The following is a 26,123-nucleotide window of genomic DNA, read 5'->3' as shown; positions in this document are numbered from 1 at the left end:
GTTGGTGTAATTATTATTAAGAATTTGATTAATTTATTGCTGCGTGTGGACCAAAAATCATTCCACTTGTCGCGTTTGGAATTTATCTTCCTTTTTTACCAAAAAATTTCATTCGGTATTCTTGGAAAGTCTTTCCTTCAAGTATGTTTTTTAATTTCTTTTGAATCAATCTTTTTTTCAAGGAAGATATTTTATCGGTAAATAAAATTCCTTCAATATGGTCGTATTCGTGTTGAATTACGCGAGCGATGAGTCCGTCAAAAACTTCTGTTTTTACCACAAAATCTTCTTCGCAATATTCTAAAGTGATAGTAGGATTACGATATACATCTTCACGAACGTCAGGAATACTCAAACAACCTTCGTTAAAAACCCACTCTTCGCCTTCTTCTTTAATCATTTTGGCGTTGATGAAAGTTCTTTTAAAACCATTCAATTTTTGTTGTTCGGTAGCCGCTAAATCGTCATCATCACTAAAAGGAGTAGTATCGATTACAAATAATCGCAAAGCCAAACCTACTTGAGGAGCAGCCAAGCCCACACCATGCGCATTATACATGGTCTCGTACATGTTCGCTATAGTTTCTTTTAAATTAGGATGCTCAGGTGTAATTACCTCGCCTACTTTTCTTAAAACGGGATCACCGTATCCTATAATTTGTAAAATCATGGTGTTGAAATATTAATGATAACCGGAACGAAGACAGTATTGCCTTTTGTTTCGGTGTGCAAAAATAGTAAAAAATTAGACATTGAATAATGCGTAGGTCATTATTCGTAAGTAATAGTCATTTTTAATAAATCAGATCGGGATTTCTTTTGCAGGAGAGCGCTAAAACGTATCTTTGTTTCAATACGGTTATATGTTACAATCTATCTCAAAAGTTACCAACACTACTTATTTTACCAATGCTGTAAAAGTGACATTGGCAGCGGTCATCCCGGTACTAGTCTTGTCCTACTTTGATCATTTTCAATGGGGATTCACAATGGCTTTGGGAGCAATTTTTGTGTATCCCACTGATATACCATCGAGCTTACAACACAAAATAAGAGGGATGCTTTTTACAGCAGTCCTAGTAAGTACCTTAACCGGAGTTGTGCAATTACTAATGCCGTACTCTGTTGTGTTTTATCCTTTAATGCTACTTTTGCTGTTTTTTATTTCAATGCTTTCGGTATACGGGCAGCGAGCGAGCATGGTATCTTTTACAGGACTCATAGCTATTTCTTTGGCATTTGCAAATGTAAGCACGGGTGCAGCAATTTTTACACACGCCGCTTTTGTTTTAGTTGGGGGACTATTTTATTCACTTATCTCTGTTATTTTTCATTTTGTTAGACCCAACCGCTATGCTGCGCTTGAAATGGCTTCTTGTATTAAGCTTACTGCAAAGTATTTAAAACTAAGAGGTGACTTATGGAGTATTGATGCAGACCGAAAATCTATAATAGAGCAACAATTACATTTGCAAGTTGACCTCAATACCACACAGCAAAATTTAAGAGAGGTCTTGATTGGTAGTCAAACTGCTGCCGGTTCCTCTGAACAAAATAGAAAAATGCTATTGATTTTTATTTCCTTAGTTGAAATTCAAGAATTGGCTCTTTCTACTGCATTTGACCATGATACCTTACATCAAAAATTCGATGCCCATCCGGCCGTATTGCGTACTTACCAAAACCTAGCTTACAACCTAGCGGCTAGCTTAAAAAAATTATCAAAAAACATTAAAAAAAGTAAGATACATCAAAGCGAGCACACTCTGAATAGCGATTTAAATGCCTTGCAAGAAGCTATTATGAGTTATCAAAAGGAACTTGGTACAACTGCAGCTGCAGAGGGTGTTTTGATGTTAACCACTATGTTGCACTACGCTGAAAAGCAAGTTGAAAAAATAAAAATTGTTGAGCGAGCTTATTCTTCGACTTTTAGCAATGCAGATTGGAAAGGTATTGACAAGGACTTAGAAAAATTTTTAACCCCAGAGTATTATCCTTGGAGAACTTTAGTTCAAAATTTTAGTTTTTCATCGATACTTTTTCGACACTCCTTACGATTAACGCTAACACTAGCCGCAGGTTTTGCATTAGGCCATAGCTTTGATTTTCAAAATGCCTATTGGATTTTGCTCACCATCATCGTAATTATGAGACCTGGTTACGGCCTGACGAGAGAGCGTTCTTTTCAGCGAACACTTGGAACTATATTTGGCGGTGTTTTAGCATTTGGCCTTTTGTTTGTGGTTAGTAGTACGCCATTTCTTGCGCTACTATCCATTATTTGCATGCTATTGGGATTTACTTTTACACAAGTCAATTATAAATTAAGTGCCACTTTTGTAACTATGTATGTGGTATTTATTTACGGGATTTTGACACCAAACAGCAGTGATTTAGTACAATTTCGAATTTTAGATACAGCTATAGGTGCAACTTTAGCTTTTTTAGCCAATTATATTTTATGGCCATCATGGGAGTTTTTACACGTACCAAAACATCTTGAAAAGGCTATTAAAGCCAACCAAGATTATTTAAAAGAAATAGCTCTTTTTTATCAAACTAAAGGTGCAATTACTACCTCATACCGCTTGGCTCGCAAAAATGCTTTTGTGGAAACAGGAAATTTAATGGCTTCTTTCCAAAGAATGGTGCAGGAACCTAAATCTAAACAGGTGCATTTGGCACAAACCTACAAATTGGTAGTACTAAATCATTCCTTACTATCGTCGCTAGCCTCAATGGGAACTTATATACAATCACATAAAACAACGAAAGCGTCAGAAGCTTTTCAAATTGTAGTGCAAGCAGCCATTCAAAATTTAGAACAGGCTATTTTGATTCTACAAGCAAACGCAACTAACGAAATATTTGAAACTGATAACGAAGCAGTAAAAATTAGATTTTCAGAACTGCAACAAGTAAAAGAAAAAGAAATAAAGGCCAATATTGGACTGGATAAAGAAGCTTTTCAAATCAAGATGCAAGAAGCCCAATTGATAATTGAGCAATTGCTTTGGCTGACTAACTTATCTAAAAACATTGTTAAAGCGACGAAAAGCATGCAATAAAAAAAAAGGTACTAAATAGAAGTTTTTCTACTTAGTACCTTTTTAATTACAATAACAAAATTTTAGTTCGTCAATTTCAAAATTTTAGAAGTCTCCTCGCGTACTTGCGCTAACAAAGCTGGATTTTCATTCAACTTTTGACCATACGAAGGAATCATTTTCTTTAATTTATCTTGCCACTCGGCTGTTTTCATCTCTTCTTTGTAACAACGCCCTAGCAAATCAATCATGATTGAGACTGCTGTTGAAGCTCCAGGTGATGCACCTAATAAAACAGAAAGTGTTCCATCAGCAGTAGCGATTACTTCGGTACCAAATTCTAAAACACCACCTTCTTTTTCATCCTTTTTGATAACCTGAACACGTTGACCGGCACGTTCTAAAACCCAATCCTTAGATCTTGCTCCTGGCACATATTCACGCAAGGCATTGATTCTGTCTTTAGGAGATTGGCGTACTTGCTCAATCAAATATTTGGTTAACGGAATATTTTTGATACCCGCAGCGATCATCGGAATGATATTGTCTGGTTTTATTGAAAGAGGCAAATCAGAATACGAACCATTTTTTAAGAAACGAGTTGAAAAACCAGCAAATGGACCAAAAAGTAATTGTTTTTCACCATTAATCATTCTAGAATCAATATGAGGAACCGACATTGGTGGGGCACCCACACTTGCTTTACCGTAAACTTTCGCTTCGTGTTTGGCAATAACATCAGGATTCGTACATTTTAGCCATTGTCCGCTTACTGGGAAACCACCGTAGCCTTTTCCCTCTGGAACATCAGCTTTTTCTAGCAAAGGCAATGAACCTCCACCAGCACCAATAAATACGAATTTTGTGTATGCTTTTCGTTTTTGTCCCGTGGCCAAATCGGTAATTTTAATTCGCCACGATTTATCATCACGTTGTTTTAATTTTTGAACTTCGTGATTAAAATGCATGGTAACACCATCCATTTTGGTAAGATATTTAAAAATACTGCGTGTTAATTCTCCAAAATTCACATCAGTACCTAATGCCATAGATGTAGCTGCTACTTTTTCACCTTCTTTTCGGCCATCCATTACTAGTGGCATCCAATTTTTAAGTTCGGCAACATCTTCGCTGTATACCATTTCTTTAAACAAAGGACTAGTTTGCAAAGCTGCAAATCTTGTTTTTAAGTATTGTACATTCTTTTCACCCCAAACAAAGCTCAGGTGTGGTATGCTTTTGATAAAATTTTCTGGAGAAGGCACTTTATTTTCTTGCACTAAATAAGCCCAAAATTGTCTAGAAACCTCAAATGATTCAGCAATACTGATGGCTTTGTTAGGATTAATGCTACCATCTTCGGCTTCAGGGGTATAATTTAATTCACAAAAAGCAGAATGCCCAGTCCCTGCATTATTCCATGCATCAGAACTTTCGGCAGCCGCCATATCTAATCGTTCGTAAATTTCTATTTTAATATCCGGTTGTAATTCTTTCAGAATTAAACCTAGAGTAGCGCTCATTATTCCAGCTCCAATAAGCACTACTTCACTATTTGTACGTATGGTTGTATCAGACATAACTCGGTTTTAGACTGCAAAGATAAATCATATAATTGCAAAAAAAAGCATAAAATAAGCCCGAAAATCTACATTTTTCAAAACATTTTGGTTCGAAAACGTTATTTTTTCTTGAAAACGCTATTTTTTACGAGCTAAATAATCTTGTAACATAATTGTAGCTGAAATTTCATCGATCAAACCTTTATCCTGACGCTTCTTTTTACTCATTCCGCTGTCAATCATCGTTTGAAATGCCATTTTTGAGGTAAAGCGTTCGTCCATGCGAATCACAGGCATATCCGGAAAATGATTGCTAAAATGTGTTACAAAACCTTTAATGATGGAGGCGCTCTCAGATGGCTGTCCGTTCATTTGTTTGGGTTCTCCTATCAAAACCGCCTCGACTTTCTCTTTACTAAAATACTCTTTCAAAAAAGGAATAGCTGTTGCTGAAGGAATCGTTGTTAATCCTGATGCTATAATTTGCATTTCATCAGTAACTGCAATTCCAGTGCGTTTTTGACCGTAATCAATAGATAGAATTCTTGGCATTAGTTTTTTTTTACAAAGATAAGTATTTGAATCAACTGTCAAACAACGATGATTAATACTAATTTTGATATCTAAAAACGCTAGTTTTCATGCCGAAAACAAAGACCTATAATAAAGTTAGAAATGTAACATTTTGATAGCAATTTGCTATTTTGCTTGTGTCTAAAATTGGTATATTTGCCAAAAATTTATAACATGAATCCATTACAAACAATTATAGAGCAAGCTTGGGAAAACCGAGCCTTATTGCAAGAAACTACAACTACTGATGCCATTAGAGCGGTAATCGAGCTAGTTGACAACGGACAACTTCGAGTTGCTGAACCAGTTGCTGACGGATGGCAAGTAAACGAGTGGGTGAAGAAAGCGGTAGTAATGTACTTCCCTATTCAAAAAATGGAAACATGGGAATCTGGTATTTTTGAATACCATGATAAAATGTTACTAAAAACAGGTTACGCTGAAAAAGGAATTCGCGTAGTTCCAAATGCTGTAGCACGTTACGGAGCTTACATTTCAAGTGGTGTAATTTTGATGCCAAGTTATGTAAATATTGGCGCTTATGTTGACGAAGGTACAATGGTAGATACATGGGCAACTGTAGGTAGCTGTGCACAAATTGGTAAACACGTTCACTTGAGCGGTGGTGTTGGTATTGGCGGTGTTTTAGAACCATTACAAGCTGCGCCAGTAATCATTGAGGACGGTGCTTTTATTGGATCTCGTTGTATTGTTGTTGAGGGTGTACACGTAGGAAAAGAAGCGGTTTTGGGAGCAAACGTTTGCTTAACTGCCTCTACAAAAATCATTGACGTTACCGGAGAAACTCCAGTTGAAATGAAAGGATATGTACCAGCTCGTTCAGTAGTTATCCCAGGAAGCTATACTAAATCATTCCCTGCAGGAGATTTTCAAGTTCCTTGTGCATTAATCATCGGACAAAGAAAAGCTTCGACTGATTTGAAAACATCTTTAAATGATGCTTTACGTGAATATAACGTAGCAGTATAAATTAATCACTTTACTATTTATTCTATTGGATATATCAATAATCATTGTCAATTACCGCGGCTGGAAAGCGCTAGACGAGTGTTTAGAATCGCTAACAAAAATCAGTGAATCACAGCACTCTTTTGAGGTTATTGTGATTGACAATTTTTCGAATGACGGTCAATTGCCGAACTTTCAAGTTAAATATCCACAGTTTATTTTTAAAGAAAACACAGGTAATAATGGTTTCTCTAATGGTTGCAACACAGGTGCAAGCATGGCAAAGGGAAACCATTTCCTTTTTTTAAATCCTGACACCAAACTGACTACTACAGCTTTAACTGTTTTGGTAGAAACTGCAATTGCGAAACCTGAAATTGGAATTTTATCTTGTTTGCAGATCAATGAAAATGATAAATACTACAAACAAAATAATTTGTTTCCAGCGGCAGGACGTTTTTTTGGTATTTCGCGATCTATCTATCGTAAGTGGAATTCAAATGCTTTAAAAAATCGATTTCAAAACACTAACGAATTGTTTTACCCTGATTGGGTGACTGGTGCTGTCGTAATGATCAGCAGAGCCTGGTTCGAACGAATTAATGGTTGGAACGAAGATTATTGGTTGTATTTTGAAGATGTTGATCTTTGTAAAGAAGCAGTTAAAATGGGAGCTAAAATAGCGGTGACTCGCAAAGCAACCATTTTTCATCAGCATGGAGGTGCCTCTCGTTTGAATGTAGTTACCAAAGCGCTGACAAAAACAGAAGTTATTATCTCTAAACATACCTACATAAGCAATGAATTTGCAGGCTTTACTAAGTCATATTTTCAATTCATATTGGTTGTAAGTGTATTACTTGAAAAAAGTATTTTATCCCTTTTTAGTTTGGTTTTATTTTTTGTTCCAAAACTAAAAGTACACCGACTCATGTTGCGAAATTTAACAATGTACTACAAACATGTTCTTCAAAACAAAACTTGGATTAGTCCACGCGCAATGAATTTTAAAAGAAAAATTGTTCTTTAAACCTACTTGATTATTTCCATGAAAATATTAGTAATTCAGCAAAAAATGATCGGCGATGTATTGGTAAGCTCTATTTTGTGTGATAATTTGCGCAAAGGATATCCTAATGCACAAATTGATTACATGGTTTATCAATCAACAACTCCAGTGCTTGAAGGACATACAAGTTTCGACAAATTGATCCTATTCGAAAAAAAACACCAAAATAGTAGATGGGAATATTACAAATTCATTCGATCGATCCGAAAAGAGAGATATGATATCGTTATTGACGCTTACTCGAAACTTGAAAGCTGGTTGGTCGTTTTATTTTCAGGTGCAACTAAAAAAATATCGTATTGGAAAAAAGGGCGCTCTTTTCTATACACTGATACTGTTGTCAGACATGAGCAAGCCACAAGCAATGCGGGTCTAATTATAGAACAACGTTTATCATTACTCAACCCATTACAATTGAATGTAAGCTTGGACAATTTCCCTAAAATTTACGTAGCTGAAAATGAAAAAACATTTGCTCAAAAATTGTTCGAAGAACATGAAATAGATACAACAAAAAAAACAATAATGTTAAGTATTCTTGGTAGTAGCCAAGATAAAACTTATCCTTTGTCTTACATGGCTCAAGTGATAGATTTCATTGCCGACCATTGTGATGCAAACCTACTTTTTAATTACATGCCTCAACAAAGCAGTGAAGCTACTGAACTATTAGAGGCTTGTAAATCGAGTACTCAAAGTAAAATTTATCCAAAAGCAATTGGCCACAGCATACGCGATTTTATTGCCATTATGAATGCTTGCGATTTTATTATTGGTAATGATGGTGGTGCTATTAATATGGCAAAAGCACTCAAGAAACCCTCATTTATCATCTTTTCTCCTTGGATTGATAAAAAAGGCTGGGCTACTTTTGAAGATGGAATTCGACATGTGTCTTTGCATTTGAAAGAATTCAAACCTGAATTGTTTTTATCAAAATCAGCGAAAGAAATCAAACAAGAAAGTGACAATTTATACCATAAATTTCACCCTGATTTAATTTTTCCTGCTTTAAAGAATTTTTTAAATACGCATGCTAAATGAACTATTTGAGTGCAATTTCTCAAATGCAAACGTTTACTTTTATTTTTAAAACCAATCCTAGATAATGACCACAGATTTCCCACTTGCTTTATCCGTTTTGATCATAACGCTAAATGAGGAGCATCAAATGCCTACCTTATTGAGTGATCTTGATTTTGCAAGCGAAATTATAGTGGTTGACTCCTTTAGTACAGATGGTACAGCAGAAGTCTCCAAAGTGTTTTCTAAAGTAAAATTTTATCAAAATAAGTTTGAAAACTATGCTGCCCAGCGCAATTATGCATTATCATTAGCAAGCAATGATTGGGTTTTATTTCTCGATGCAGACGAACGTTTGACACCTGAATTGCAAAACGAAATTAAAACTACTTTACAGAATCCTGCTGCAGTAGCGTATTTGTTTAGGCGCACATTTATGTTTGAAAATGAAATATTACGTTTTAGCGGAAATCAAACCGATAAAATATTCAGGCTTTTTAACAAAAAATATGCTCAGTACGCAAATGATAAATTGGTACATGAAAAACTGCACGTACAAGGAAAAATTGCTGCCCTACGCCATCGATTGATTCACTATTCATACACCGACTATAATTCATACAAAGCGAAAACAGTCAGATACGGTGAATTAAAGGCTCAGGAGAAATTCTTAAAAAATGAAAAAGCGTTACTTGGCAGTTCTTTTTTTCATCCCCTCTATAATTTTTTATACAATTATATTGCTCGATTGGGTTTTTTAGATTGCAAAAAGGGACTAATCATTTGTTACTTAAATGCTAATTCGGTTCGGGTTAGATATCAAAAATTAAAACAACTTTGGCAGGAATCCAACTTACCTCCAAAAAAGTAGTTTCTGCTTTCGAGCGCGCTTTCTGTGAAATTTAGTTTGAAAATCGATAGTATAAAAATTCATTTTTGTAAACACTTCATCATAAGGAATAGCAGCTAATTTGCTATACTCATCACTCATAACAGCGATCATTTCTTCTTTTGGCGTAAGCCTAGAAAAGTTTTTCATTCGCAAATCAAAACTCATTTCACGATGAAAATTCATTCGATTTAAATCAACTAAATAAAAACTATAGCGTCCGTTGTCGTCATTTTTTATCAGTGTGTTTCCGGGCGAATGATCTAAAAACTCGATTCCTTTTTCATGCAACAAAAAAGTAAAAGCGGTAAATTGACGTAAAATATTTTCATGATCCGGATAATCAGGCTGCAGGACTAATTCTCGGTAAGTTAACTCTGTTTGTAAATGCGCACTTGCATAAAAACTAGATTGCAAACCCAACCAATTAAAATGTTCTACATAGGCCAAAGGTTGTGGTGTACCAATGCCATTTTCTAACAATCGAGTAGCGTATTCGTAAGAGCGTCGCGCTTTTGATTTGCGAAAATATTTGTACGCAATTTGATTAATAATATTAGGAATTTTAAATGATTTGATATTAACCATCGTACCATCCACTGTAAATAATTTGATGATGTTTCGCTGACCGTCACCAAAAACAGTTCCAGTTGTTTTAAAATTCTTTATGCAATCGGCTATAGATTGAGGGACCATCATTTTTTTCAAATTATTTTTTATACTGCTGTAAAAGTGGTTTCCAAAAATGGGTAACTTTATTTTTATTGATACCATGACAACCAAATGGCATTTGATTGTTATTGAGCTTCATGGCCAATTCAGGCTTTCTATCCATAGCAAAGCCAAGTGCTTCTTGATACAGAGGAATTTTAAAATTTAGATATAATTCTGGTACACGAATGGACCAAAACACATCTTCAATGGCGCATAAATCGCGTTCTTTATCGGCTAACAATTTTTTAATAGCATCTTTTTGTTCGGTTGCTATTTTTAAATGAGTAGCTGTTTTACGTAGTGAAAATCCACCATTGCCTACTTTATAAAAAATCACATCCCTTCTTTTGGTGCGGTGTGATTTAAATGGTTTTAGCACAGCATTAATTTGTTTCAATGGGAATTTTTCTTGAGTTGCAATCCAAGGAGCTCCAACATAATCATAGTCTTTAGCACACCATTGCGCCAACTGATCTGAAAAAACAAAGGCATCTAACTGGTAAATTAAAATAAACTCCGATTTTATAAAACGTTCATAAAAAGTAGAAGAAAGCAACAACTCATTGTATCCATCAATACTTTGAAAATAAGATTTTGGAAAATACTCGACCTGTACTTTTGGAAATTTACTAGTGATAAAACTTGTATCTAAACCTTCTGGTTGCACTAAAACGATGTCATAATTAGACAAAACAGCGTGACATTGCAAAAAGGATTCTTCCTCCAATTCTCCAAAAAAACTTCTGTATACAGGAATAACTACTTTTACTTTTTGACTCATTCGATCTTGGATTATTTATAACATACACCGACTTAAAAACAATTTTAAAGATGAATCATGTTATGAATTGACAAAAATAATCTTATAATTAAGAAAAACATATTTATTGAAAATTAAATTTATAGCAATCCTCTTGGATATTGCTTAATTTTGCATCGAATTTACCTCAGAAAAATGGATATTAACAACGAAATACACAAAGCTTACGAAGTGATCAAGGAAGGCGGAATTATCTTGTACCCTACTGATACCGTTTGGGGAATTGGCTGTGATGCCACCAATCCTGATGCCGTAGCCAAAATATACAAACTCAAACAAAGAGCCGAAACGCAAAGCATGATTGTGTTGATGAATGGCGAAAAAATGATGTACAATGTTTTTAAGGACATTCCGGAAGTAGCTTGGCAAATAATAGATTTATCTGAAAAACCTACTACCATAATCCTTGATAATCCCAGAAATGTCGCTCCTAACGTTATATCGGCTGATAAATCGCTTGGTGTACGCCTAGTAAAAGAGCCGTTTTGTTTTAAGCTGATGGAAAAGATGAAAAAACCATTGGTATCAACTTCGGCCAATATATCAGGACAACCCACTCCTATTGCATTTAAAGATATCAATCCAGAAATTATAAAAGGTGTGGACTATGTTGTAAATTTGCATCAAGATAAAATTGGAGGGAAACCATCAACTATTATCAAATTAACGAGTGATTCGCAGGTTAAGGTGATTCGTAAATAATTCGCAGTACTCAGTTTCCAGTTTTCAGTTTAGCAACTTTGGACTTTAAACTTCAAACATTTTTAAAATGAGCATTACAACTTCATACAAACAAGCATTAAACAATAAAATATTCGAAATCATTTCCCAAGCTTCGCAAGAACTGAACGTAGAAAGCTACGTGATTGGTGGCTTCGTGAGAGATTACATTTTAGGAAGAGATTTCAAAAAAGATATTGATGTCGTTGCCGTTGGTAGCGGTATCGAATTGGCATTAAAAGTATCTCAACTTTTGCCAAACAAACCAAAAGTACAAGTTTTTAAAACCTATGGCACCGCCATGTTGCGTTTTGAAGATACCGAAATTGAATTTGTTGGAGCCAGAAAAGAGTCGTATCAATCAGACAGTCGCAACCCAATAGTTGAAAATGGAACTTTAAAAGATGATCAAGACCGTCGTGATTTTACGATCAATGCGTTGGCTATTTCTTTAAATGAACCAACTTATGGCGACTTGCTTGATCCGTTTCAAGGTTTGCAAGACATGGATAAAAAGATCCTGAAAACACCTTTAAATCCTGACATTACTTATTCTGACGATCCGTTACGAATGATGCGCGCTATTCGATTTGCAACGCAATTGAATTTTGAAATTGAAACCGAATCGTTGCAGGCTATTACTAAAAACGCCGAGCGAATTAAAATCATTTCTGGCGAACGCATCGTTGATGAACTCAACAAAATTTTACAAACCGCTAAACCTTCTGTTGGCTTTTTATTGCTGTATCAAACAGGCTTGTTAGATTTAATTTTGCCAGAGCTTACTGCCTTAAATCAAGTCGAAGAAATCGAAGGTCATACACATAAAAATAATTTTTACCACACTTTAGAAGTCGTAGATAATATTTGCCCAAATACAGATGATGTTTGGTTACGCTGGGCTGCTTTGTTGCACGATATTGGTAAAGCACCTACCAAACGATTCAATAAAAAACAAGGATGGACGTTTCATGGACATGAATTTTTGGGCGGTAAAATGGCCAAAAAAATATTCGAACGCTTGCACATGCCTTTAAACCACAAAATGAAATTTGTTCAAAAAATGGTTTCGATGAGTTCAAGACCAATCGTTTTGTCTCAAGATTTGGTAACCGATAGTGCGGTTCGCCGATTGGTTTTTGACGCCGGTGAAGACGTTGAAAATTTGATGATTTTGTGCGAGGCAGATATTACCACCAAAAACCCAAACAAGTTCAAGAAATACCATAAAAATTTTGAAATAGTTCGTAAAAAAATCATTGAGGTAGAAGAGCGTGATCATGTTCGTAATTTTCAACCACCAATTAGTGGAGAAGAAATCATGGCGATTTTTAATTTAAAACCTTCTATGGAAATTGGCCGTTTGAAAGAGGCAATTAAAGAAGCGATTTTAGAAGGTGAAATCCCGAACGATTATCACGCAGCCTATGATTTTATGTTGATCAAAGCCGCAAAAATGGGTTTGGCCAAAGTTTAACTATTGTTTCAAATAGCAATGCTGGGCTTTTAGCTACTTTTGCAACAGCAAAACAATTTCAATTTTAGCGCTAAAAAAAATAAAAAATGGTCGATAGATAGACCTCAATTTTTCTACCAATTCAGATGAAAAAATACTTTTTAAAATCAGCAAAAATAGCCTTAGTACTGGTTTATTTGGTCATATTTGCCGGAGCTTTTGTTCGATTGACAGGCTCTGGAATGGGTTGCCCGGATTGGCCAAAATGTTTTGGATATTACATTCCACCAACCGAAAAAAGTCAACTCCTTTTTACACCAACTAAACAGTATGAAAAAGGGCAAGTGATTATCAAAGATGAAGCTCTTTTGGTGGCCAAAACTGACTTTACCTCAGCTAGCAATTTTAACGCTGCGAATTGGGAAAAATATACCAAACACGACTACGCCATTTTTAACCCAATGCACACTTGGGTCGAATTTATAAACCGACTTTTTGGAGCTCTCGCAGGTATAGCTTGTGTGATTACATTTGCGTTAGCTTTTGCATACCGCAAAGAAAACAGCAAACTAATTTACCTTTCCTTTGCCGTTTGTATCTTGATGGGATTTCAAGCCTGGTTAGGTAAAACAGTTGTCGACTCTGATTTGAGTCCGTATAAAATCACCACACACATGCTGGCGGCACTACTTATTGTTGCATTGCAATTGTATGTTATTTTTAATGTTCAAAAAAACAATAAACCTGCAGTTAACGCTCCTACGAAATACAAGAATCTTTTAATATTTGCTTTGTTACTAACTTTGGTTCAAATTATTTTGGGTACTGATGTTCGAGAACAAGTTGATATCGTGGTAAAAACAGGAGCTCCAGAAATAATGTGGTTGCAAAACCCAAGCTGGATTTTTTACTTTCACCGCTCCTTTTCAATAGTTGTTTTGTCTATCAATGCCTATTTATTGTACCTCAACAACCAATCCAATTTAGGATACAGCAAAACGAAATGGATTATGTATTTGCTTGCTATAGAAATCGCTTCGGGCATTGCTATGTATTACTTTGATTTCCCTTTTGGAACGCAAACAATTCATTTGGTTTTAGCAACAGTGTTGTTTGGTGTGCAATTTTACCTATTTTTGGAAACCAGAAAGAAAAATATACTTTCTGCATAATACCCTGACTATATTGTCGCAGTTCTTGTTGCCTATTTAAAATTAAAATGTCAAAACTTGCTAGCCAAGATCAGTTTTTAGATTTGTCTGATTACGGAAGATCATTTGGAAGATTGCTTGCCAATCAATTAAAAAACACTCGCTTTACTCCCATACACGTTACCTTACTTTTTGGTCTTTCGGGTTTAACAGCGATCTATTGCATGCTAGTAGGCGCTTATGTTTGGGCTGCTTTTTTTATTGTTCTAAAGTCAGGTATTGATGCCGCTGATGGCGAATTGGCTCGACTCAAAAATACTCCTTCATACACCGGAAGGTACTTAGATAGTGTGTTTGACATTATCCTCAATTTTATGTTTTTGATGACAATCTGTTACATCTCAAAAACAACTTTGTTACCAACATTACTAGCCTTTTTCGGTATTCAGCTGCAAGGCACATTGTATAATTATTATTACGTTATTTTACGTAATAAATCAGTCGGCGGTGATACAACAAGTAAAATATTCGAATACAAATCGCCACGCGCTTTGCCAGGCGAAACGCAAAAATCAGTAGATATTTTGTTCAAAATTTACACTGTTGTTTATGGCTTATTTGACAAAATTATCCATACTCTTGATGCTGATGCGTACAAAGTAAAAACATTCCCAAACTGGTTCATGACCTTACTTTCTATTTATGGTTTGGGTTTTCAACTACTACTGATTGCCGCTTTACTTGCTTTTGATAAAGTAGAATGGATTATTCCGTTTTTCATTTTTTACACAGGATTTATTTTGGTTTTAATTGCAATTCGAAAAACATTCTTCAAGGTTTAAACCGAAATAGATTTAATCTATAACTCTACACTAAAATATTAAAAACCAGTATTTATCTTCTTTTATATTAAAGTTAAATATGAAGTGTTTTGATAAGCTTTTCTATCAATAAAGCCAACTATCTAATGGTCAGTGAATTTTTATAAAGTTATTTATCAGCTACTAACTAAAGTTTAAATATAGTTAAACCGATTATTATTTTCTTTTTAATTTGTCCCAATACAACCATTTAAAATTGAGGAGTATCATCACAATTAAAATAAGGCCGATCCAAAAATAGTCAAGTAAAGAAATGTTTTTGAAGTGAGGTTGCATTATCTTTCCAAATAGACCAATAGTATATGGAACAAGTAAATAAACAGTTGCCAATAAAAATAAAATTTTAAAAAATTTCTTCATATCAATGAACTTTTGATTGTAGAATAACAAACATTTTCAGACTATTATTAAAAGAAAAGTTGATAGTTCATAACCGTAAAAAAGTGTTTATTTCGAAACAAGATCTTTTAAAATTTCGTGCAAATGATTTTCAGAATTTAGTACGCTATTTTCTGCTTTAGCAAATTCATTTAATATCTTATCGAACAAATCTTCGAGATTTTCTGCCAACACGAACATGTCTTCTTCATCTCGACCAAAGTTGATAACTTGTCCCCTTTTTCCTTTTGAATCAGGGTCAAGATCGATTCCGATATAGTTTCCAGCATAATCTGAAAATACAGGCAACCATTTATAATGAAAATATTTTTGTTTGATTGCTTGCGACGGAGTTGACGTGAACGGAATTTCATTATCAAAGTCGTATGCAAATCGTTCCAATTCGTAGTTTCCATCTGAAAAAATCACAAATCGTAACTCGTCCCAGCGATAAGTTGGCTGTTCAAGATTATATAAATCATTGACGCATTCTTCAATTTCGCTTGTATCTACCCGCATTATCTCTCTGTTATGAGCTGTTGTGCTTTCAGATTTATAAAGATAAGGACCTCCAAAACTATTGAGCCCACATTGAAATTCTATTTTATACCAAGCTTTTTTTAAGCCAAAAAAGCTGCTTTTAGGTGCCAATTTGGCGTAGAAAGCAACAATTTTCTTTATTAAATAATCTGATTGATCAGGGTTAGCAATGGTATTTTCTTCATACTTTATTAGAGTTCTACTGAAATTTAATTGTCGAATAATTTCCTCCGAGTTGCAAAATTTTTCTCCAAAAAAAATCCCATTGCCACTATCATTCTGCCCATTTGCATATTCATAAAGTGCTATAATTTCATTTGGTAATTTTTCCTCTAGCAAGGCTTCAATTTCTTGAATCGCATTACTGTCAATTGGCTCATTCAGTGTCCCAAATTTTATTTTAGTTTGTTCTTCTTGAACTCTTATAATTTCCTGTAGTTTTTCTACAACATTCATACGCAATTCTGTTTAGTCATAAAATATGCTAACTAACCCATTTTTATCCCAACCAATTTTTAAAATCAGCCACTTTTTCGCGGCTTACAACTACCTCATCATCCTTGTACGTAGGTAGCACAACGCGCAAGCGAGAGTTACTATACATTACTATTTCTTTAATGGCTTTCATTGGCACAATAAATTTTCGGCTAATGCGATAAAAATCTTTCGGATCTAATTCTTGCTCAAGCTGCTCTAAAGTAGACTCAATCAAGTAATTCCGATTGTCAACAGTATGCAAGTATGTTCCTTTGTTTTCGCTAAATATACATTCAATTTCGTCGACTGCTACTACTTTTAAATGCTGACCAATTTTTACAGTAAAGCGTTTCTTGTAGCTTTTGTCAAACGGATTAGCCAGCATTTTTTTGATTTGTTCAAAATCGATTCCTAGGTTTGGAGTAGACACTACTTCTTTGGGCAACAATGATTTGAATTTACTTACCGCAACTTCAAGATCATCTTCGTCAATTGGTTTCAAGAGGTAGTCAATACTGTTTAACTTGAACGCTCGCAATGCATATTCATCATAAGCCGTTGTAAAAATTACAGCACTTTTAATTTCAACTTTTTCGAAAATTTCAAACGATAATCCATCTGATAGCTGAATATCTAGAAAAATCAAATCTGGATGTTCGTTTGCAGAAAACCATTCGACCGCTTCTTCTACAGAGTGAAGCATCGTTTGTACTTGTACGCCTAACTTTTCTACTTTACGTTGTAAAAGTCGTGCAGCTGGTTTCTCGTCTTCTATAATTAGTGTTGTCATGAATGGTTATGCTTGCTTTATAAATGATTGTTTGGCTATTGTTGCTGCGTAAAAATAAGAATTTAGTTATTCCCAATTCGAGTTTTTTTGTTTCTCCATCAGCTCTTTGATTTTACGCTCTTCCCAGTCGCGTCCTAAAAATACTGGAGGTAAAAAAACCGATAATCCATGTGCGGCCAAACCAATTCCCCAAAAAATTGCAGTTGCAAAATTTCCCCATTGAAAATAGCTTTCGTCTGACTTAAGGTTTTGTGTGTTCAACACTACAATCATAATGTTGATAACAATGTAAACAATAAGGTGCGTATAAAAACCCTTAATTTTTCGAACTCTTTTTAGTGCATTATCGTATGCTATTTGATCTGTTGTAGTCATGATTACTCGTAGGTATTAGTTTTGTTTTTCTCTGCTTGTATGTATTGCTCAATTTTTCTTTCTTCCCAATCTTTTCCGAATACTGGAATCCAATTAAAAACTCTAATCGCGTGAAATAAAAGTCCTATTCCCCAACTTCCAAAAGTCCAAAGGAAAAATATGTAATTTGGAGAATATCTAAAATTTATTAGGATCAGAATTCCATTTACAAGTATAAATGCAGCAAGATGCGAATAAAACCCTTTTAATTCCTCCACTTGCTTTTTAGCGCTTTGATACTGCTCAAATTCGCTATTGTTTGGTTTATTTAGTTCCATTTGTTTGTTTTGTTTTTGTTTAAAATCTGTTGAATTTTTTGTTCTTCCCAATTTTTGCCGTACCCAAAGGTCTCGAGTGCATGAAAGGTAAGTCCCATTCCCCAGCCCAGAAGCGGGAACCAAAACCACTGAAAAGGATGTGGCGAACTCAGGTTAACTATGATTAAAATTGGGATTACGATACAGTACGAAATTAAATTTCCGTAAAATCCTTTTAATTTTTCTACTCTTTCTTTAGCTCTTGCGTACGCTAAATTTTCGTTGCTAATTGTATTTGTTTCCATAGCGGCTATTTGTTTGGTTAAAATAGGAATCAGTACTTTAAAGTGTGTTTCCGTTTGTTCTACTAAAACTTTTCTCTTTGATAGCAAGGCATAACGGCTTACAATGTTTTGCAATCCTACACCTTGACGGTCTTGTAATACTTCTTTTTTTTGCAAATTGTTTTGAACTACCAAGTAATTATCCTGAATGTAAATTGTAATTTGCAAGGGTTTGTTTTCACTTACTACATTGTGCTTGATGGTGTTTTCTAGCAACAATTGCAAGGATAATGGCACTACCCTAGCTTCTAAATTATCAAAATCAGTTGGTAATTGAAAGGTGATGCTGTTTTCAAATCGCATTTTCAATAAATTCATATAGGTTTTGGCAAAAGCCAATTCCTCGGCAACACTAACAAGTTCTTTGTCCTTTTGTTCTAAAACATATCGATAAATTTTAGATAAAGAGGTTGTAAAACGCTGTGCATTTTCAGGATTTTCTTCGATTAAAGAACTCAAAACATTCAAACTATTGAACAAAAAATGCGGATCAATTTGGTTTTTTAAACTCTCGAATTTGGCATTGGCTGTACCTGCAATAATTTTTTGTTCCTTGACTTTATTCTCATTATACGCTTTGTAAAAGGAAATAGCGTGTACTGACAGGGTTACAAAAAAAGTAATGATGATAGCAAACAAATATTTTGAAGGTTTTTCGTTTGCCAAGAAATAGTCAAATGTTTGATTTTCATAAACTACCACTTCAAAAACATGCATTAAGAAAATCACTAGTAATGAAACTAAAAAAGAACCTGTAAAACCTGCTACCAATCTCTTAATTGAAAATCGATCTGTAAAAAAAGAGTCTAATTTTATAAACAAAACCGCATTTGCTGCATAAAGTGAAAATGTATACAAGGCAGTAAATAAAAACTGTGTGACTAAATGGTGGTCTAGTCTTACAGTGCTTCCCATGACAGCGTTAATGATTTGCATAATAACAAATATCAACACGGTGAGTTTAATTACTTTTTGAAGTTGTTTATAAAGTATGTTCATTTTAAGTATTGTTTTGTATTGCGCCAGATTCAGCAAAGACTAATAATGATGTTTATTTGCATTTTTTTTGAGCAGCTAAGGCGTTATTCAAACCCCAACTTGGCGCAAATGGACTTTCAGGTTTAAAAGTAGCAAAAAGTCCGATAGCTTTTTCAATTTGCGCACACATTGGTTTGGTATCCGTTCCCCAGAATTTCGCTCCGCCTATTTCGAATTCGGCTTTGTTTAAAATTACGCGAGGATTTTGCGGTGCAAGTGCTTCTGCCTGTGCATACAAATCCATTACAGTTCCAGCTAATTTTTGACCGTTTGTCATTGGGTCAGCAGCAATCCAGGCAGTGTGAATCATAGCTTGAATTACAATTAACTCGGCATTTTTTGGATTTTTATCCATTTCAATGTCAATAGCTTTTTGTGCTTTGCTCAATAAAAGGTTTAATTTTTCGGCATCTTTTGTTTGGAATGCAGTTGTGGTATTTATCAAGCCAATGTAATAATTAGGCAACCAACTATTTTTTTCGGCTGCTGCAATACGCTCCAATAAATCGGTTGCCTCAGTTGATTTTCCTTCGCCCCATAATTGTAAGGCTTTGCCCATTCCTTGCTCAAATTGTGTTTGTGCACTTAATAAACTAGTAATAAGAAACGTGATGATAGTGATAATTTTGCTCATGATGTTTTGTTTTTAAAGTTGATTTTTTTGTGACGATTGAAACCTTGTTGTTATTTGATGATTCAAAAGTAGATTGCTTTTTACAGCTTAAAAATTGATTCCTACCGAACTGTAGAATTTAATGGATGAGTTGTATTTTTAGTTGCAAAGGTTCTTAGGTCCTAAGGTTCAAAGTAATAAATTTCGAGAATCACAGGCTTAGTACCTTGGTGTCTTTGCGACTTTGGACCTTTATAAATTCTTTAACTGATTGTCTTTTTTATCGTTGCTGATGGTCCAAAAGAAACCAACAAAGAAAAAACGATCTGCAGTAGGAATAATTTCTCTACGGTTGTAAATGCCAGCGCTGTTTGGATTTTTAGCGTATTCGTACCCAAATACATTTTGAGTTCCTAAAATATTTGAGACAGAGAAATATAAAATTTTCTGCGGAGCCAATAAATACGCCCAATTAAAGCTTAAATTGTTAAAATCTTTCGTTTTACCGTTCATGAATTTTGTTTCATTGGGATTGTTGTACGGTCGGCCAGAACTATAGGAATTCGTAAATCCTATTTGCGATTTCCAGTTTGTGATAAAGTATTTTGTAACAATAGACAAGCTGTGATCAGCAACAAAACTTGGTGTAACTGCGGCCTTGAAATTTCTATAATCTCTTTCGGTATCTATGTAGGAATAGGAAATCCAATACTCAAGATTTTTGATGGAATTGTTGTCACGCCAAAACAAATCTAATCCCTTTGCATATCCTGAACCAGAATTATCATAATTTGAATTGAAAGCAGCTACACTAGTATCAAATTTTACTAAATCACGATAGTTTTTGTAATAGGTTTCGGCTCTAAAGGTTTTTCCGTTTTTAGCATACTGAAAGTTTAAAAGATAATGTGATGCTTTTTCACTTTCTAGAGGATTATTTGCTGTATACTTGAGATAATCAGCGTTAGGAGTTTGAGTAAAGTCGCCATAAGCAAATGAAAACTGACTGTTTTTAGCCATTTTGTAAGCAAAAGAAACTCTTGGCGAAATAGCATTTTCACTTAGAACACTGTTATTTGCTGCGCGTATCCCCACTTTTGCAGCCCATTTTTTAGAGAAGAAAATATCAGCCTCAGAGTACACAGCTACAATGTTTGAATCATATCCACTGTTAAAAACCATACCTGAACTTTTGCTAAAATCCTCATGGAATTGGGTAACAAAATAATCAGCTCCAAAAGACAATTTTAATCGATCTGAGAAACTTTTTTTCAACTTAACTTTTAAATGAGCTGCATTTTCTTCATTGGTTATTTTATCTGAATCTAAGTTTATGTTATTGTTGCTGTAGCCATAACTCAATCCAGAGGTGATTTGCCAGTTGTTCCCAAAAACTCCTTTGTAAGACGTATTAAAATAGAAATTGTCGTTGTTTAAATCTACTCTTATTTTCTCTGGAGCATTGATGTTTTCTTGATTGATATCAAATTTTGAAGCGTCAAATGCTGCGTATACTTTTAAAATACCATTATTGAAGTTATAACGATACACCGTTTCACCAGACAAGGATTGAAAAGGACTGTTCCAATCTACGTTTTGAGGAATCGCAGCTTGATAAGGAGCAAGATTCAAATAATTAGCATTCACACTCAAGGAACTTTTTTTCCATTTTTGGGTATTTCCAATTCCTAAACCTACGGTCATCAAACTAATTTCGGTTTTGTTTTGATCTGGATTATCTTGAGTATTGAGTAACAACACACTGGATAATGCTTCGCCATATTCTGCAGAATAGCCACCGGTGGAAAAAGCGATTCCGCTAAATAAAAACGGTGAAAATCGGCCGCGAGTTGGCAAATTGTTGGAAGTTGCACCATAAGGTTGCGCTACTCTAATCCCATCTACAAATGTTTGTGTCTCATTAGCCTCGCCACCACGAACAAACAATCTTCCGTCCTCACCTACCGTTTGCGTTCCTGGTAAGGTTTGCAAAGCCGCAATGATATTCCCTGCTGATCCTGCTGTGGTCACAATATCTAGAGGTTTTAAAACCGAAACTCTCGATTTATCACCCGCTTCAAATGTTCCTGCAGTAATTACAACGGCATCAAGCGCAACAGCGTTTTCACGAAGGGTAAAAGTTTTTTCTTGGTAATTTGCCAGATCAATTGGGGTGCGTAAATTTTCAAAAACCAATGAGCTAATCACCAAAATTTGCTGTCCTGTTGCTGTGGTCGCAAAAGAAAATTGACCTAGTTCATTGCTGCTACCGCCATCATAAGTTCCTTCAAGATAAACATTGGCACCCGAAACAGCTTTTCCTTTTTGGTCGACTATCTTGCCCGAAATCGTAGTTTGCGAAAAAATGCAAGTGGTAAGCAATACTAAAAACAGCGTAAATATGGTTTTCATAAGATTTGATTTTTTATTTCGTTTCAAAAGTATTGGTCTTACTTGGTGCCGCAAATTTTACAATACCGAACTGTTGAAAATACCATCTGAGTTGTGAAATTTTTATTTTTAGGCTACATTTACCTAGTTGCATTAAATAAGTATACTAGGAATCGCGTGAGGGATAGCAGTGAAAATCCTTTGCTGACCCGTTGCAAAAAAGGGGCGGCAAAGATTGTAACGAATAGCCCGACCGGAGCTTTTGCGGAGGGCACGCCCAAAAAAATGAAACAATATGGATTTGAAATCAGAGAAGGAAAAAATGATTGCTGGCGAATATTATTTAGCTGGTGATCCGGTGTTGGTGAAAGACCGACGACGAGCGAAGTTGTTGTTGCACCGCTTGAATGTAACGGAGTATCGAATGACTAAAAAAGCGCGCGAAATTATTCAGGAATTGATTCCCAATGCAGGGACCAATTTATACATTGAACCACCTTTTCATTGTGATTACGGCTACAATATCGTGTGTGGCGAAAATGTGTATTTTAATATGAACTGTGTGGTGCTCGATTGTGCCACGGTAACTATAGGATCGAATGTTTTTATAGCGCCCAACGTGCAATTGTATACGGCTACGCACCCACTTGATGCGGAATTGCGCAAAACGCTCGAAAATGCTTTACCAATAACTATTGGCGATGATTGCTGGATAGGTGGCAATAGTGTTATTTGTCCAGGAGTGACTATTGGCGTAGGTTGTGTAATTGGTGCAGGATCTGTGGTTACGAGAGATATTCCTGATCATTCACTAGCGGTAGGAAATCCTGCGAGAGTGATTCGGAATTTAAAAGCATAAGGTTTTTATAATTTTTTTTGGTAGCTACAAAAAAATCCTATCTTTGATTTACTAACAACAAAAACATAGAAAATGAAACAGCTTAAATTAGTATTGGTATTTGCTTTATTTGTGGTTGCCAGTTCGGTATCGGCACAAAGTACATTTGACAAATGGCCGGCTATTAAAGAATTTCACGGTGTAATGTCGGAAACTTTTCATCCAGCCGAAGAAGGTAATTTAGCACCAATCAAAGCGCGCTCTGAGGAAATGGTTCAAAAAGCAGCTTCGTTATTAAAGTCGGATATCCCAACTGAATTTAGAACAGATGCTATTTTAGCTTCGGCAGAACGTTTGCAATTGCAAAGCAAAGCTTTACACAAATTGGTTGTAGCCAAAGGCGATGATGCTGCTATTGTAAAATCGATTACAACTTTGCACGATACCTTTCATGAAATTGTAGGTTTGTGCTCCGACTCTAAAAAATAAAACACCAAGCCCAATCGACTGATTGGGCTTTTTTTTCGCTTACTAAATATGCTTTCACTTTCAAAAATTCATCATATCGCTCTTATTTGCAGTGATTATCAAAAATCCAAAAAATTTTATACTGAGATTCTCGGCTTGCAAATACTTCAAGAAGCGTATCGCGAAGAACGCCAATCGTACAAACTAGACTTAACGCTGAATGGCGTTTATGTATTGGAATTGTTTTCTTTTCCAAATCCGCCCCAAAGGCTGTCTCGTCCAGAAGCGGCCGGTTTGCGTCATTTAGCATTTGAGGTAAATGACATTGCAGCTACTCACCATTTGTGCCTGCTTGAAGGCGTAATTGCGGAAGAAATTCGGGTTGATGAATACACCAATAAATCGTTTTTCTTTATCAGTGATCCCGATGATTTACCGATAGAGTTCTATGAAAAATAAAGTCTAAAAATTCGGCTTGCTTTGAAATCAATACTTGGCAATACACAAAAATCTTATCAACAAATCGAGAAAGTAAAATTTAAATCTGAAATTAAATTTTACCTTTGACCTTTCAATAAAAACAACGATTATGGTTTATAAATTTAGAGTCATTCTAGACGCCGAGGAAGATATTTTTAGAGACATTGCAATACTTGAAGACGATACTTTAGAGGATTTACATAATGCTATTTTCAATTCATTCGGTTTTGACGGAATGGAAGTAGCTTCTTTTTATACTTGTGATGAAACGTGGAATCAAGAAGAAGAGATTCCGATGTTTGATACCGGCGATATTCCTGGCGAACAAAAAACCATGAGCGACTACAAATTGTCGGACATTTTAGATAAAGAAAACACGAAAATCATTTACGTATACGACTTTATTAACATGTGGACGTTTTTAGTAGAATTAGCCGCTATTGAAGAAAAAGTTGCCGGAAATTTCTATCCTGAAACTTTATTCTCTCACGGTGAAATGCCCGATGAAGCAATGGAAAAAAACTTTGAAGCCGATAATGCAGATGATTACAATGACGAGTTCGAAGACGGTTTTGATGATGATGATTTAGATATGTTTGAAGGCGATGACAGTTTTGAAGACTACGGTTTTGAAGAGAATTGGAATTAGTTTTTAGTAAGTTTCTAAGAATTTAAGGTTCTGAGGTACTAAGTTCTGACAGGAACTAAATTTAATATTTTCACACCATGAGCAATTTTAGAAACCTACTGATTTGGCAAAAATCAATGTCATTAACTACTAAAATTTATAATTCAACCAAGAAATTCCCAAAAGAAGAAATATTTGCATTAACATCACAAATAAGGCGGAGCTCAGTTTCAATTCCGAGCAACATTGCCGAAGGGTTTGGAAGAGAAAGTAGTAAAGAATATCTGCGTTTTTTAAACATAGCCATTGGATCATTATTTGAATTACAAACCCAATTAGAAATAGCAAAAAACATCGACTATTTAATCGAAGATGAATTTAACACTTTGTACGAAGATAGTCGAGAGATTGAACGAATGCTGGTTTCGTTCATCAATAAAATTAAAGAAAGAGATTAAAACCTCAGTAACTCAGCAACTTTTCACTTAGCACCTCAAAAATAAATGATCAACTTATTCAACACCCATATCGAAAATTTATCCATTCACAGAGTGGGTAACAAGAGTAGAAACGAAGCTATATTTTTATCAGAGCAACCGTATGCGTTGCAAGATGAAATTGTGCCTCTAATGAAGGAATTTTTCTTTAAACCGTTTCGCGAAAAAGAAGAAAATTATTTCCAATTTGCACATGAAATCGATTTGGATTACAACGACATGTTCAAATACGCCACCGAGATATTTGACAATCCAAGCAGCGTTCACGAGGTTTCAAAAAAAATCACCACGCATTTGTTTGAGCAATCCAATCACCCACATATCAAAAATGGTGAGGTTTACGTAACCTATTTAACCAATTTAAGCATTGACAACAATGTAGTTGATGCCATTGGTATTTTTAAGAGTGAAATTCAAGCCGACTTTTTACAATTTGAAGAAAAGGCCTCTCAATTAGAAATGATTTTGCAGCAAGGCGTGAGTTTGAATAAACTTGACAAAGGCTGTTTGATTTTTAATTACAAGAAAGAAGAAGGATATAAAATTTTGACCGTAGATAGCAACCGTTATGACGCGCGCTACTGGTTAGAGCACTTTTTATCAGTAGATGCTTTTGAGGATGAAAATTTCATCACTAAAAAGTATTTGAAATTCTGTCAAAACTTTGCAAAAGATGTTGTTTTCCCGGCAGAAGATAAAAAAGAAGAAGTGATGTTTATGAACCGATCTGTAAATTATTTTGCAAAAAACGATCAGTTTGAAGAAACTAACTTTTTAAATGAAGTTTTAGATAATCCTGATTTGATTCCGGAGTTCAAAAACTACAAAACCGATAAAGGCGAGAAATACAGCATTGAGGATGTTACCTCCTTCCCTATTGCGAATGCAGCAGTATCTGATGCCAGAAAATCAATAAAAAATGTAATCAATTTAGATACGCACATTCAAATTAAAATGGATTTTATCAATCCTGAAAGTGCTGAAAAATTTGTTGAAAAAGGTTGGGACGAAGAAAAACAAATGTACTATTACTTAGTTTACTTCAACAAAGAAGAAAAAAACTAAACTTACCTGAAAGAAAAGAATCTTTACT

Annotated in this window: 27 protein-coding genes; 15 read left to right on the top strand and 12 right to left on the bottom strand. The window is 35.0% G+C overall.

Annotation, left to right across the window (positions count from 1 at the left end; genetic code table 11):
* Window positions 1-82: 82 nt before the first annotated feature.
* Complete coding sequence (gene def / locus L1S34_RS06400; protein WP_236363308.1) at window positions 83-670, bottom strand: peptide deformylase; 588 nt, start codon at window positions 668-670, stop codon at window positions 83-85.
* A gap of 193 nt (window positions 671-863) precedes the next feature.
* On the opposite strand from def, the gene L1S34_RS06395 reads away from it, so the two are divergent.
* Entirely contained in the window at window positions 864-3,071 is a 2,208-nt protein-coding gene (locus L1S34_RS06395) for an FUSC family membrane protein (RefSeq protein ID WP_236363307.1), read from the top strand.
* Window positions 3,072-3,133: 62 nt separating this feature from the next.
* Here L1S34_RS06395 and L1S34_RS06390 read toward each other — a convergent pair whose 3' ends face one another.
* Window positions 3,134-4,630, bottom strand: a complete 1,497-nt coding sequence (locus L1S34_RS06390) for a malate:quinone oxidoreductase (protein WP_236363306.1) — start codon at window positions 4,628-4,630, stop codon at window positions 3,134-3,136.
* A 120-nt stretch (window positions 4,631-4,750) separates the two neighbouring features.
* The gene (gene ruvX / locus L1S34_RS06385) at window positions 4,751-5,164 is read right to left on the bottom strand and encodes a Holliday junction resolvase RuvX (protein ID WP_166135126.1); all 414 of its coding nucleotides are present in this window, start codon (window positions 5,162-5,164) and stop codon (window positions 4,751-4,753) included.
* A gap of 195 nt (window positions 5,165-5,359) precedes the next feature.
* Between ruvX and L1S34_RS06380 the strand changes: the two genes are divergently transcribed.
* The 4 genes from L1S34_RS06380 to L1S34_RS06365 all read left to right on the top strand — a co-directional run bounded on the left by L1S34_RS06380 (window position 5,360) and on the right by L1S34_RS06365 (window position 9,117).
* The gene (locus tag L1S34_RS06380; protein WP_166135123.1) at window positions 5,360-6,175 is read left to right on the top strand and encodes a 2,3,4,5-tetrahydropyridine-2,6-dicarboxylate N-succinyltransferase; all 816 of its coding nucleotides are present in this window, start codon (window positions 5,360-5,362) and stop codon (window positions 6,173-6,175) included.
* A 25-nt stretch (window positions 6,176-6,200) separates the two neighbouring features.
* Window positions 6,201-7,184 carry a glycosyltransferase family 2 protein gene (locus L1S34_RS06375; protein WP_236363305.1) on the top strand — a complete coding sequence of 328 codons (984 nt, stop codon included), beginning with the start codon at window positions 6,201-6,203 and terminating at the stop codon, window positions 7,182-7,184.
* 18 nt (window positions 7,185-7,202) lie between these two features.
* Window positions 7,203-8,267, top strand: coding sequence for a glycosyltransferase family 9 protein (locus L1S34_RS06370; RefSeq protein WP_225872908.1), 1,065 nt, complete (start codon window positions 7,203-7,205; stop codon window positions 8,265-8,267).
* A gap of 64 nt (window positions 8,268-8,331) precedes the next feature.
* Window positions 8,332-9,117, top strand: coding sequence for a glycosyltransferase family 2 protein (locus tag L1S34_RS06365; protein WP_236363304.1), 786 nt, complete (start codon window positions 8,332-8,334; stop codon window positions 9,115-9,117).
* On the opposite strand, the gene L1S34_RS06360 is transcribed toward L1S34_RS06365, so the two are convergent.
* A complete protein-coding gene (locus L1S34_RS06360; protein WP_236363303.1) occupies window positions 9,100-9,834 on the bottom strand; it encodes a Kdo domain containing protein in 735 nt (244 codons plus the stop codon). The genes L1S34_RS06365 and L1S34_RS06360 overlap by 18 nt on opposite strands.
* A gap of 10 nt (window positions 9,835-9,844) precedes the next feature.
* On the bottom strand, window positions 9,845-10,630 hold the full coding sequence (locus L1S34_RS06355) for a DUF5672 family protein (protein WP_236363302.1): 786 nt from the start codon (window positions 10,628-10,630) through the stop codon (window positions 9,845-9,847).
* A 174-nt stretch (window positions 10,631-10,804) separates the two neighbouring features.
* Between L1S34_RS06355 and L1S34_RS06350 the strand changes: the two genes are divergently transcribed.
* The 4 genes from L1S34_RS06350 (at window position 10,805) to L1S34_RS06335 (ending at window position 14,838) form a co-directional block, all read left to right on the top strand.
* Complete coding sequence (locus L1S34_RS06350) at window positions 10,805-11,371, top strand: L-threonylcarbamoyladenylate synthase (protein WP_236363301.1); 567 nt, start codon at window positions 10,805-10,807, stop codon at window positions 11,369-11,371.
* 67 nt (window positions 11,372-11,438) lie between these two features.
* A complete protein-coding gene (locus L1S34_RS06345; RefSeq protein ID WP_236363300.1) occupies window positions 11,439-12,866 on the top strand; it encodes a CCA tRNA nucleotidyltransferase in 1,428 nt (475 codons plus the stop codon).
* A 125-nt stretch (window positions 12,867-12,991) separates the two neighbouring features.
* Complete coding sequence (locus L1S34_RS06340; protein WP_236363299.1) at window positions 12,992-14,017, top strand: COX15/CtaA family protein; 1,026 nt, start codon at window positions 12,992-12,994, stop codon at window positions 14,015-14,017.
* Window positions 14,018-14,064: 47 nt separating this feature from the next.
* Entirely contained in the window at window positions 14,065-14,838 is a 774-nt protein-coding gene (locus tag L1S34_RS06335) for a CDP-alcohol phosphatidyltransferase family protein (RefSeq protein WP_236363298.1), read from the top strand.
* 486 nt (window positions 14,839-15,324) lie between these two features.
* Here the strand turns inward: L1S34_RS06335 and L1S34_RS06330 are convergent, their stop codons facing one another.
* The 7 genes from L1S34_RS06330 to L1S34_RS06300 form a co-directional block, all read right to left on the bottom strand.
* Window positions 15,325-16,251 (bottom strand): SMI1/KNR4 family protein, encoded by a 927-nt coding sequence (locus L1S34_RS06330; protein WP_236363297.1) that lies wholly within the window; start codon window positions 16,249-16,251, stop codon window positions 15,325-15,327.
* A 43-nt stretch (window positions 16,252-16,294) separates the two neighbouring features.
* Entirely contained in the window at window positions 16,295-17,062 is a 768-nt protein-coding gene (locus tag L1S34_RS06325; protein WP_236363296.1) for a LytR/AlgR family response regulator transcription factor, read from the bottom strand.
* A gap of 66 nt (window positions 17,063-17,128) precedes the next feature.
* The gene (locus L1S34_RS06320; protein WP_166135087.1) at window positions 17,129-17,437 is read right to left on the bottom strand and encodes a 2TM domain-containing protein; all 309 of its coding nucleotides are present in this window, start codon (window positions 17,435-17,437) and stop codon (window positions 17,129-17,131) included.
* Window positions 17,438-17,439: 2 nt separating this feature from the next.
* Window positions 17,440-17,754 carry a 2TM domain-containing protein gene (locus L1S34_RS06315; protein ID WP_236363295.1) on the bottom strand — a complete coding sequence of 105 codons (315 nt, stop codon included), beginning with the start codon at window positions 17,752-17,754 and terminating at the stop codon, window positions 17,440-17,442.
* Complete coding sequence (locus tag L1S34_RS06310) at window positions 17,745-19,076, bottom strand: 2TM domain-containing protein (protein WP_236363294.1); 1,332 nt, start codon at window positions 19,074-19,076, stop codon at window positions 17,745-17,747. The genes L1S34_RS06315 and L1S34_RS06310 overlap by 10 nt, the downstream gene beginning before the upstream one ends.
* Before the next feature lie 52 nt (window positions 19,077-19,128).
* Window positions 19,129-19,749, bottom strand: a complete 621-nt coding sequence (locus tag L1S34_RS06305; protein ID WP_236363293.1) for a hypothetical protein — start codon at window positions 19,747-19,749, stop codon at window positions 19,129-19,131.
* Window positions 19,750-19,980: 231 nt separating this feature from the next.
* The gene (locus L1S34_RS06300; RefSeq protein WP_236363292.1) at window positions 19,981-22,140 is read right to left on the bottom strand and encodes a TonB-dependent receptor; all 2,160 of its coding nucleotides are present in this window, start codon (window positions 22,138-22,140) and stop codon (window positions 19,981-19,983) included.
* A 280-nt stretch (window positions 22,141-22,420) separates the two neighbouring features.
* Between L1S34_RS06300 and L1S34_RS06295 the strand changes: the two genes are divergently transcribed.
* The 6 genes from L1S34_RS06295 (at window position 22,421) to L1S34_RS06270 (ending at window position 26,095) form a co-directional block, all read left to right on the top strand.
* Window positions 22,421-22,978 (top strand): sugar O-acetyltransferase, encoded by a 558-nt coding sequence (locus L1S34_RS06295; protein WP_236363448.1) that lies wholly within the window; start codon window positions 22,421-22,423, stop codon window positions 22,976-22,978.
* Window positions 22,979-23,050: 72 nt separating this feature from the next.
* Window positions 23,051-23,446, top strand: coding sequence for a hypothetical protein (locus L1S34_RS06290; RefSeq protein ID WP_166135064.1), 396 nt, complete (start codon window positions 23,051-23,053; stop codon window positions 23,444-23,446).
* Between the two features lie 48 nt (window positions 23,447-23,494).
* On the top strand, window positions 23,495-23,884 hold the full coding sequence (gloA2, locus tag L1S34_RS06285; protein ID WP_236363291.1) for an SMU1112c/YaeR family gloxylase I-like metalloprotein: 390 nt from the start codon (window positions 23,495-23,497) through the stop codon (window positions 23,882-23,884).
* Between the two features lie 130 nt (window positions 23,885-24,014).
* Entirely contained in the window at window positions 24,015-24,554 is a 540-nt protein-coding gene (locus tag L1S34_RS06280; protein ID WP_236363290.1) for a plasmid pRiA4b ORF-3 family protein, read from the top strand.
* Window positions 24,555-24,631: 77 nt separating this feature from the next.
* The gene (locus tag L1S34_RS06275; protein ID WP_236363289.1) at window positions 24,632-24,991 is read left to right on the top strand and encodes a four helix bundle protein; all 360 of its coding nucleotides are present in this window, start codon (window positions 24,632-24,634) and stop codon (window positions 24,989-24,991) included.
* A gap of 45 nt (window positions 24,992-25,036) precedes the next feature.
* Entirely contained in the window at window positions 25,037-26,095 is a 1,059-nt protein-coding gene (locus L1S34_RS06270; protein WP_210788596.1) for a nucleoid-associated protein, read from the top strand.
* Window positions 26,096-26,123 lie beyond the last annotated feature (28 nt).

The sequence above is a fragment of the Flavobacterium sp. K77 genome (genome assembly GCF_021608205.1).
In the GTDB taxonomy this organism is placed as follows: Bacteria; Bacteroidota; Bacteroidia; order Flavobacteriales; family Flavobacteriaceae; genus Flavobacterium; species Flavobacterium turcicum.
The sequence above is the reverse complement of the archived record's forward strand: the minus strand, read 5'-3'. Positions and strand labels throughout refer to the sequence as shown.

Excerpts from the sequence above, each read along its gene's own strand:
- L1S34_RS06275 (WP_236363289.1), top strand. The coding sequence starts at position 24,632 with ATGAGCAATTTTAGAAACCTACTGATTTGGCAAAAATCAATGTCATTA.
- L1S34_RS06320 (WP_166135087.1), bottom strand. The coding sequence starts at position 17,437 with ATGACTACAACAGATCAAATAGCATACGATAATGCACTAAAAAGAGTT.
- L1S34_RS06350 (WP_236363301.1), top strand. The coding sequence starts at position 10,805 with ATGGATATTAACAACGAAATACACAAAGCTTACGAAGTGATCAAGGAA.
- L1S34_RS06305 (WP_236363293.1), bottom strand. The coding sequence starts at position 19,749 with ATGAGCAAAATTATCACTATCATCACGTTTCTTATTACTAGTTTATTA.
- L1S34_RS06390 (WP_236363306.1), bottom strand. The coding sequence starts at position 4,630 with ATGTCTGATACAACCATACGTACAAATAGTGAAGTAGTGCTTATTGGA.
- L1S34_RS06310 (WP_236363294.1), bottom strand. The coding sequence starts at position 19,076 with ATGAACATACTTTATAAACAACTTCAAAAAGTAATTAAACTCACCGTG.
- L1S34_RS06345 (WP_236363300.1), top strand. The coding sequence starts at position 11,439 with ATGAGCATTACAACTTCATACAAACAAGCATTAAACAATAAAATATTC.
- L1S34_RS06380 (WP_166135123.1), top strand. The coding sequence starts at position 5,360 with ATGAATCCATTACAAACAATTATAGAGCAAGCTTGGGAAAACCGAGCC.
- gloA2 (WP_236363291.1), top strand. The coding sequence starts at position 23,495 with ATGCTTTCACTTTCAAAAATTCATCATATCGCTCTTATTTGCAGTGAT.
- L1S34_RS06290 (WP_166135064.1), top strand. The coding sequence starts at position 23,051 with ATGAAACAGCTTAAATTAGTATTGGTATTTGCTTTATTTGTGGTTGCC.
- L1S34_RS06315 (WP_236363295.1), bottom strand. The coding sequence starts at position 17,754 with ATGGAACTAAATAAACCAAACAATAGCGAATTTGAGCAGTATCAAAGC.
- L1S34_RS06340 (WP_236363299.1), top strand. The coding sequence starts at position 12,992 with ATGAAAAAATACTTTTTAAAATCAGCAAAAATAGCCTTAGTACTGGTT.
- L1S34_RS06270 (WP_210788596.1), top strand. The coding sequence starts at position 25,037 with ATGATCAACTTATTCAACACCCATATCGAAAATTTATCCATTCACAGA.
- ruvX (WP_166135126.1), bottom strand. The coding sequence starts at position 5,164 with ATGCCAAGAATTCTATCTATTGATTACGGTCAAAAACGCACTGGAATT.
- L1S34_RS06280 (WP_236363290.1), top strand. The coding sequence starts at position 24,015 with ATGGTTTATAAATTTAGAGTCATTCTAGACGCCGAGGAAGATATTTTT.
- L1S34_RS06365 (WP_236363304.1), top strand. The coding sequence starts at position 8,332 with ATGACCACAGATTTCCCACTTGCTTTATCCGTTTTGATCATAACGCTA.
- L1S34_RS06395 (WP_236363307.1), top strand. The coding sequence starts at position 864 with ATGTTACAATCTATCTCAAAAGTTACCAACACTACTTATTTTACCAAT.
- L1S34_RS06335 (WP_236363298.1), top strand. The coding sequence starts at position 14,065 with ATGTCAAAACTTGCTAGCCAAGATCAGTTTTTAGATTTGTCTGATTAC.
- L1S34_RS06360 (WP_236363303.1), bottom strand. The coding sequence starts at position 9,834 with ATGATGGTCCCTCAATCTATAGCCGATTGCATAAAGAATTTTAAAACA.
- L1S34_RS06300 (WP_236363292.1), bottom strand. The coding sequence starts at position 22,140 with ATGAAAACCATATTTACGCTGTTTTTAGTATTGCTTACCACTTGCATT.
- L1S34_RS06325 (WP_236363296.1), bottom strand. The coding sequence starts at position 17,062 with ATGACAACACTAATTATAGAAGACGAGAAACCAGCTGCACGACTTTTA.
- L1S34_RS06330 (WP_236363297.1), bottom strand. The coding sequence starts at position 16,251 with ATGAATGTTGTAGAAAAACTACAGGAAATTATAAGAGTTCAAGAAGAA.
- def (WP_236363308.1), bottom strand. The coding sequence starts at position 670 with ATGATTTTACAAATTATAGGATACGGTGATCCCGTTTTAAGAAAAGTA.
- L1S34_RS06370 (WP_225872908.1), top strand. The coding sequence starts at position 7,203 with ATGAAAATATTAGTAATTCAGCAAAAAATGATCGGCGATGTATTGGTA.
- L1S34_RS06355 (WP_236363302.1), bottom strand. The coding sequence starts at position 10,630 with ATGAGTCAAAAAGTAAAAGTAGTTATTCCTGTATACAGAAGTTTTTTT.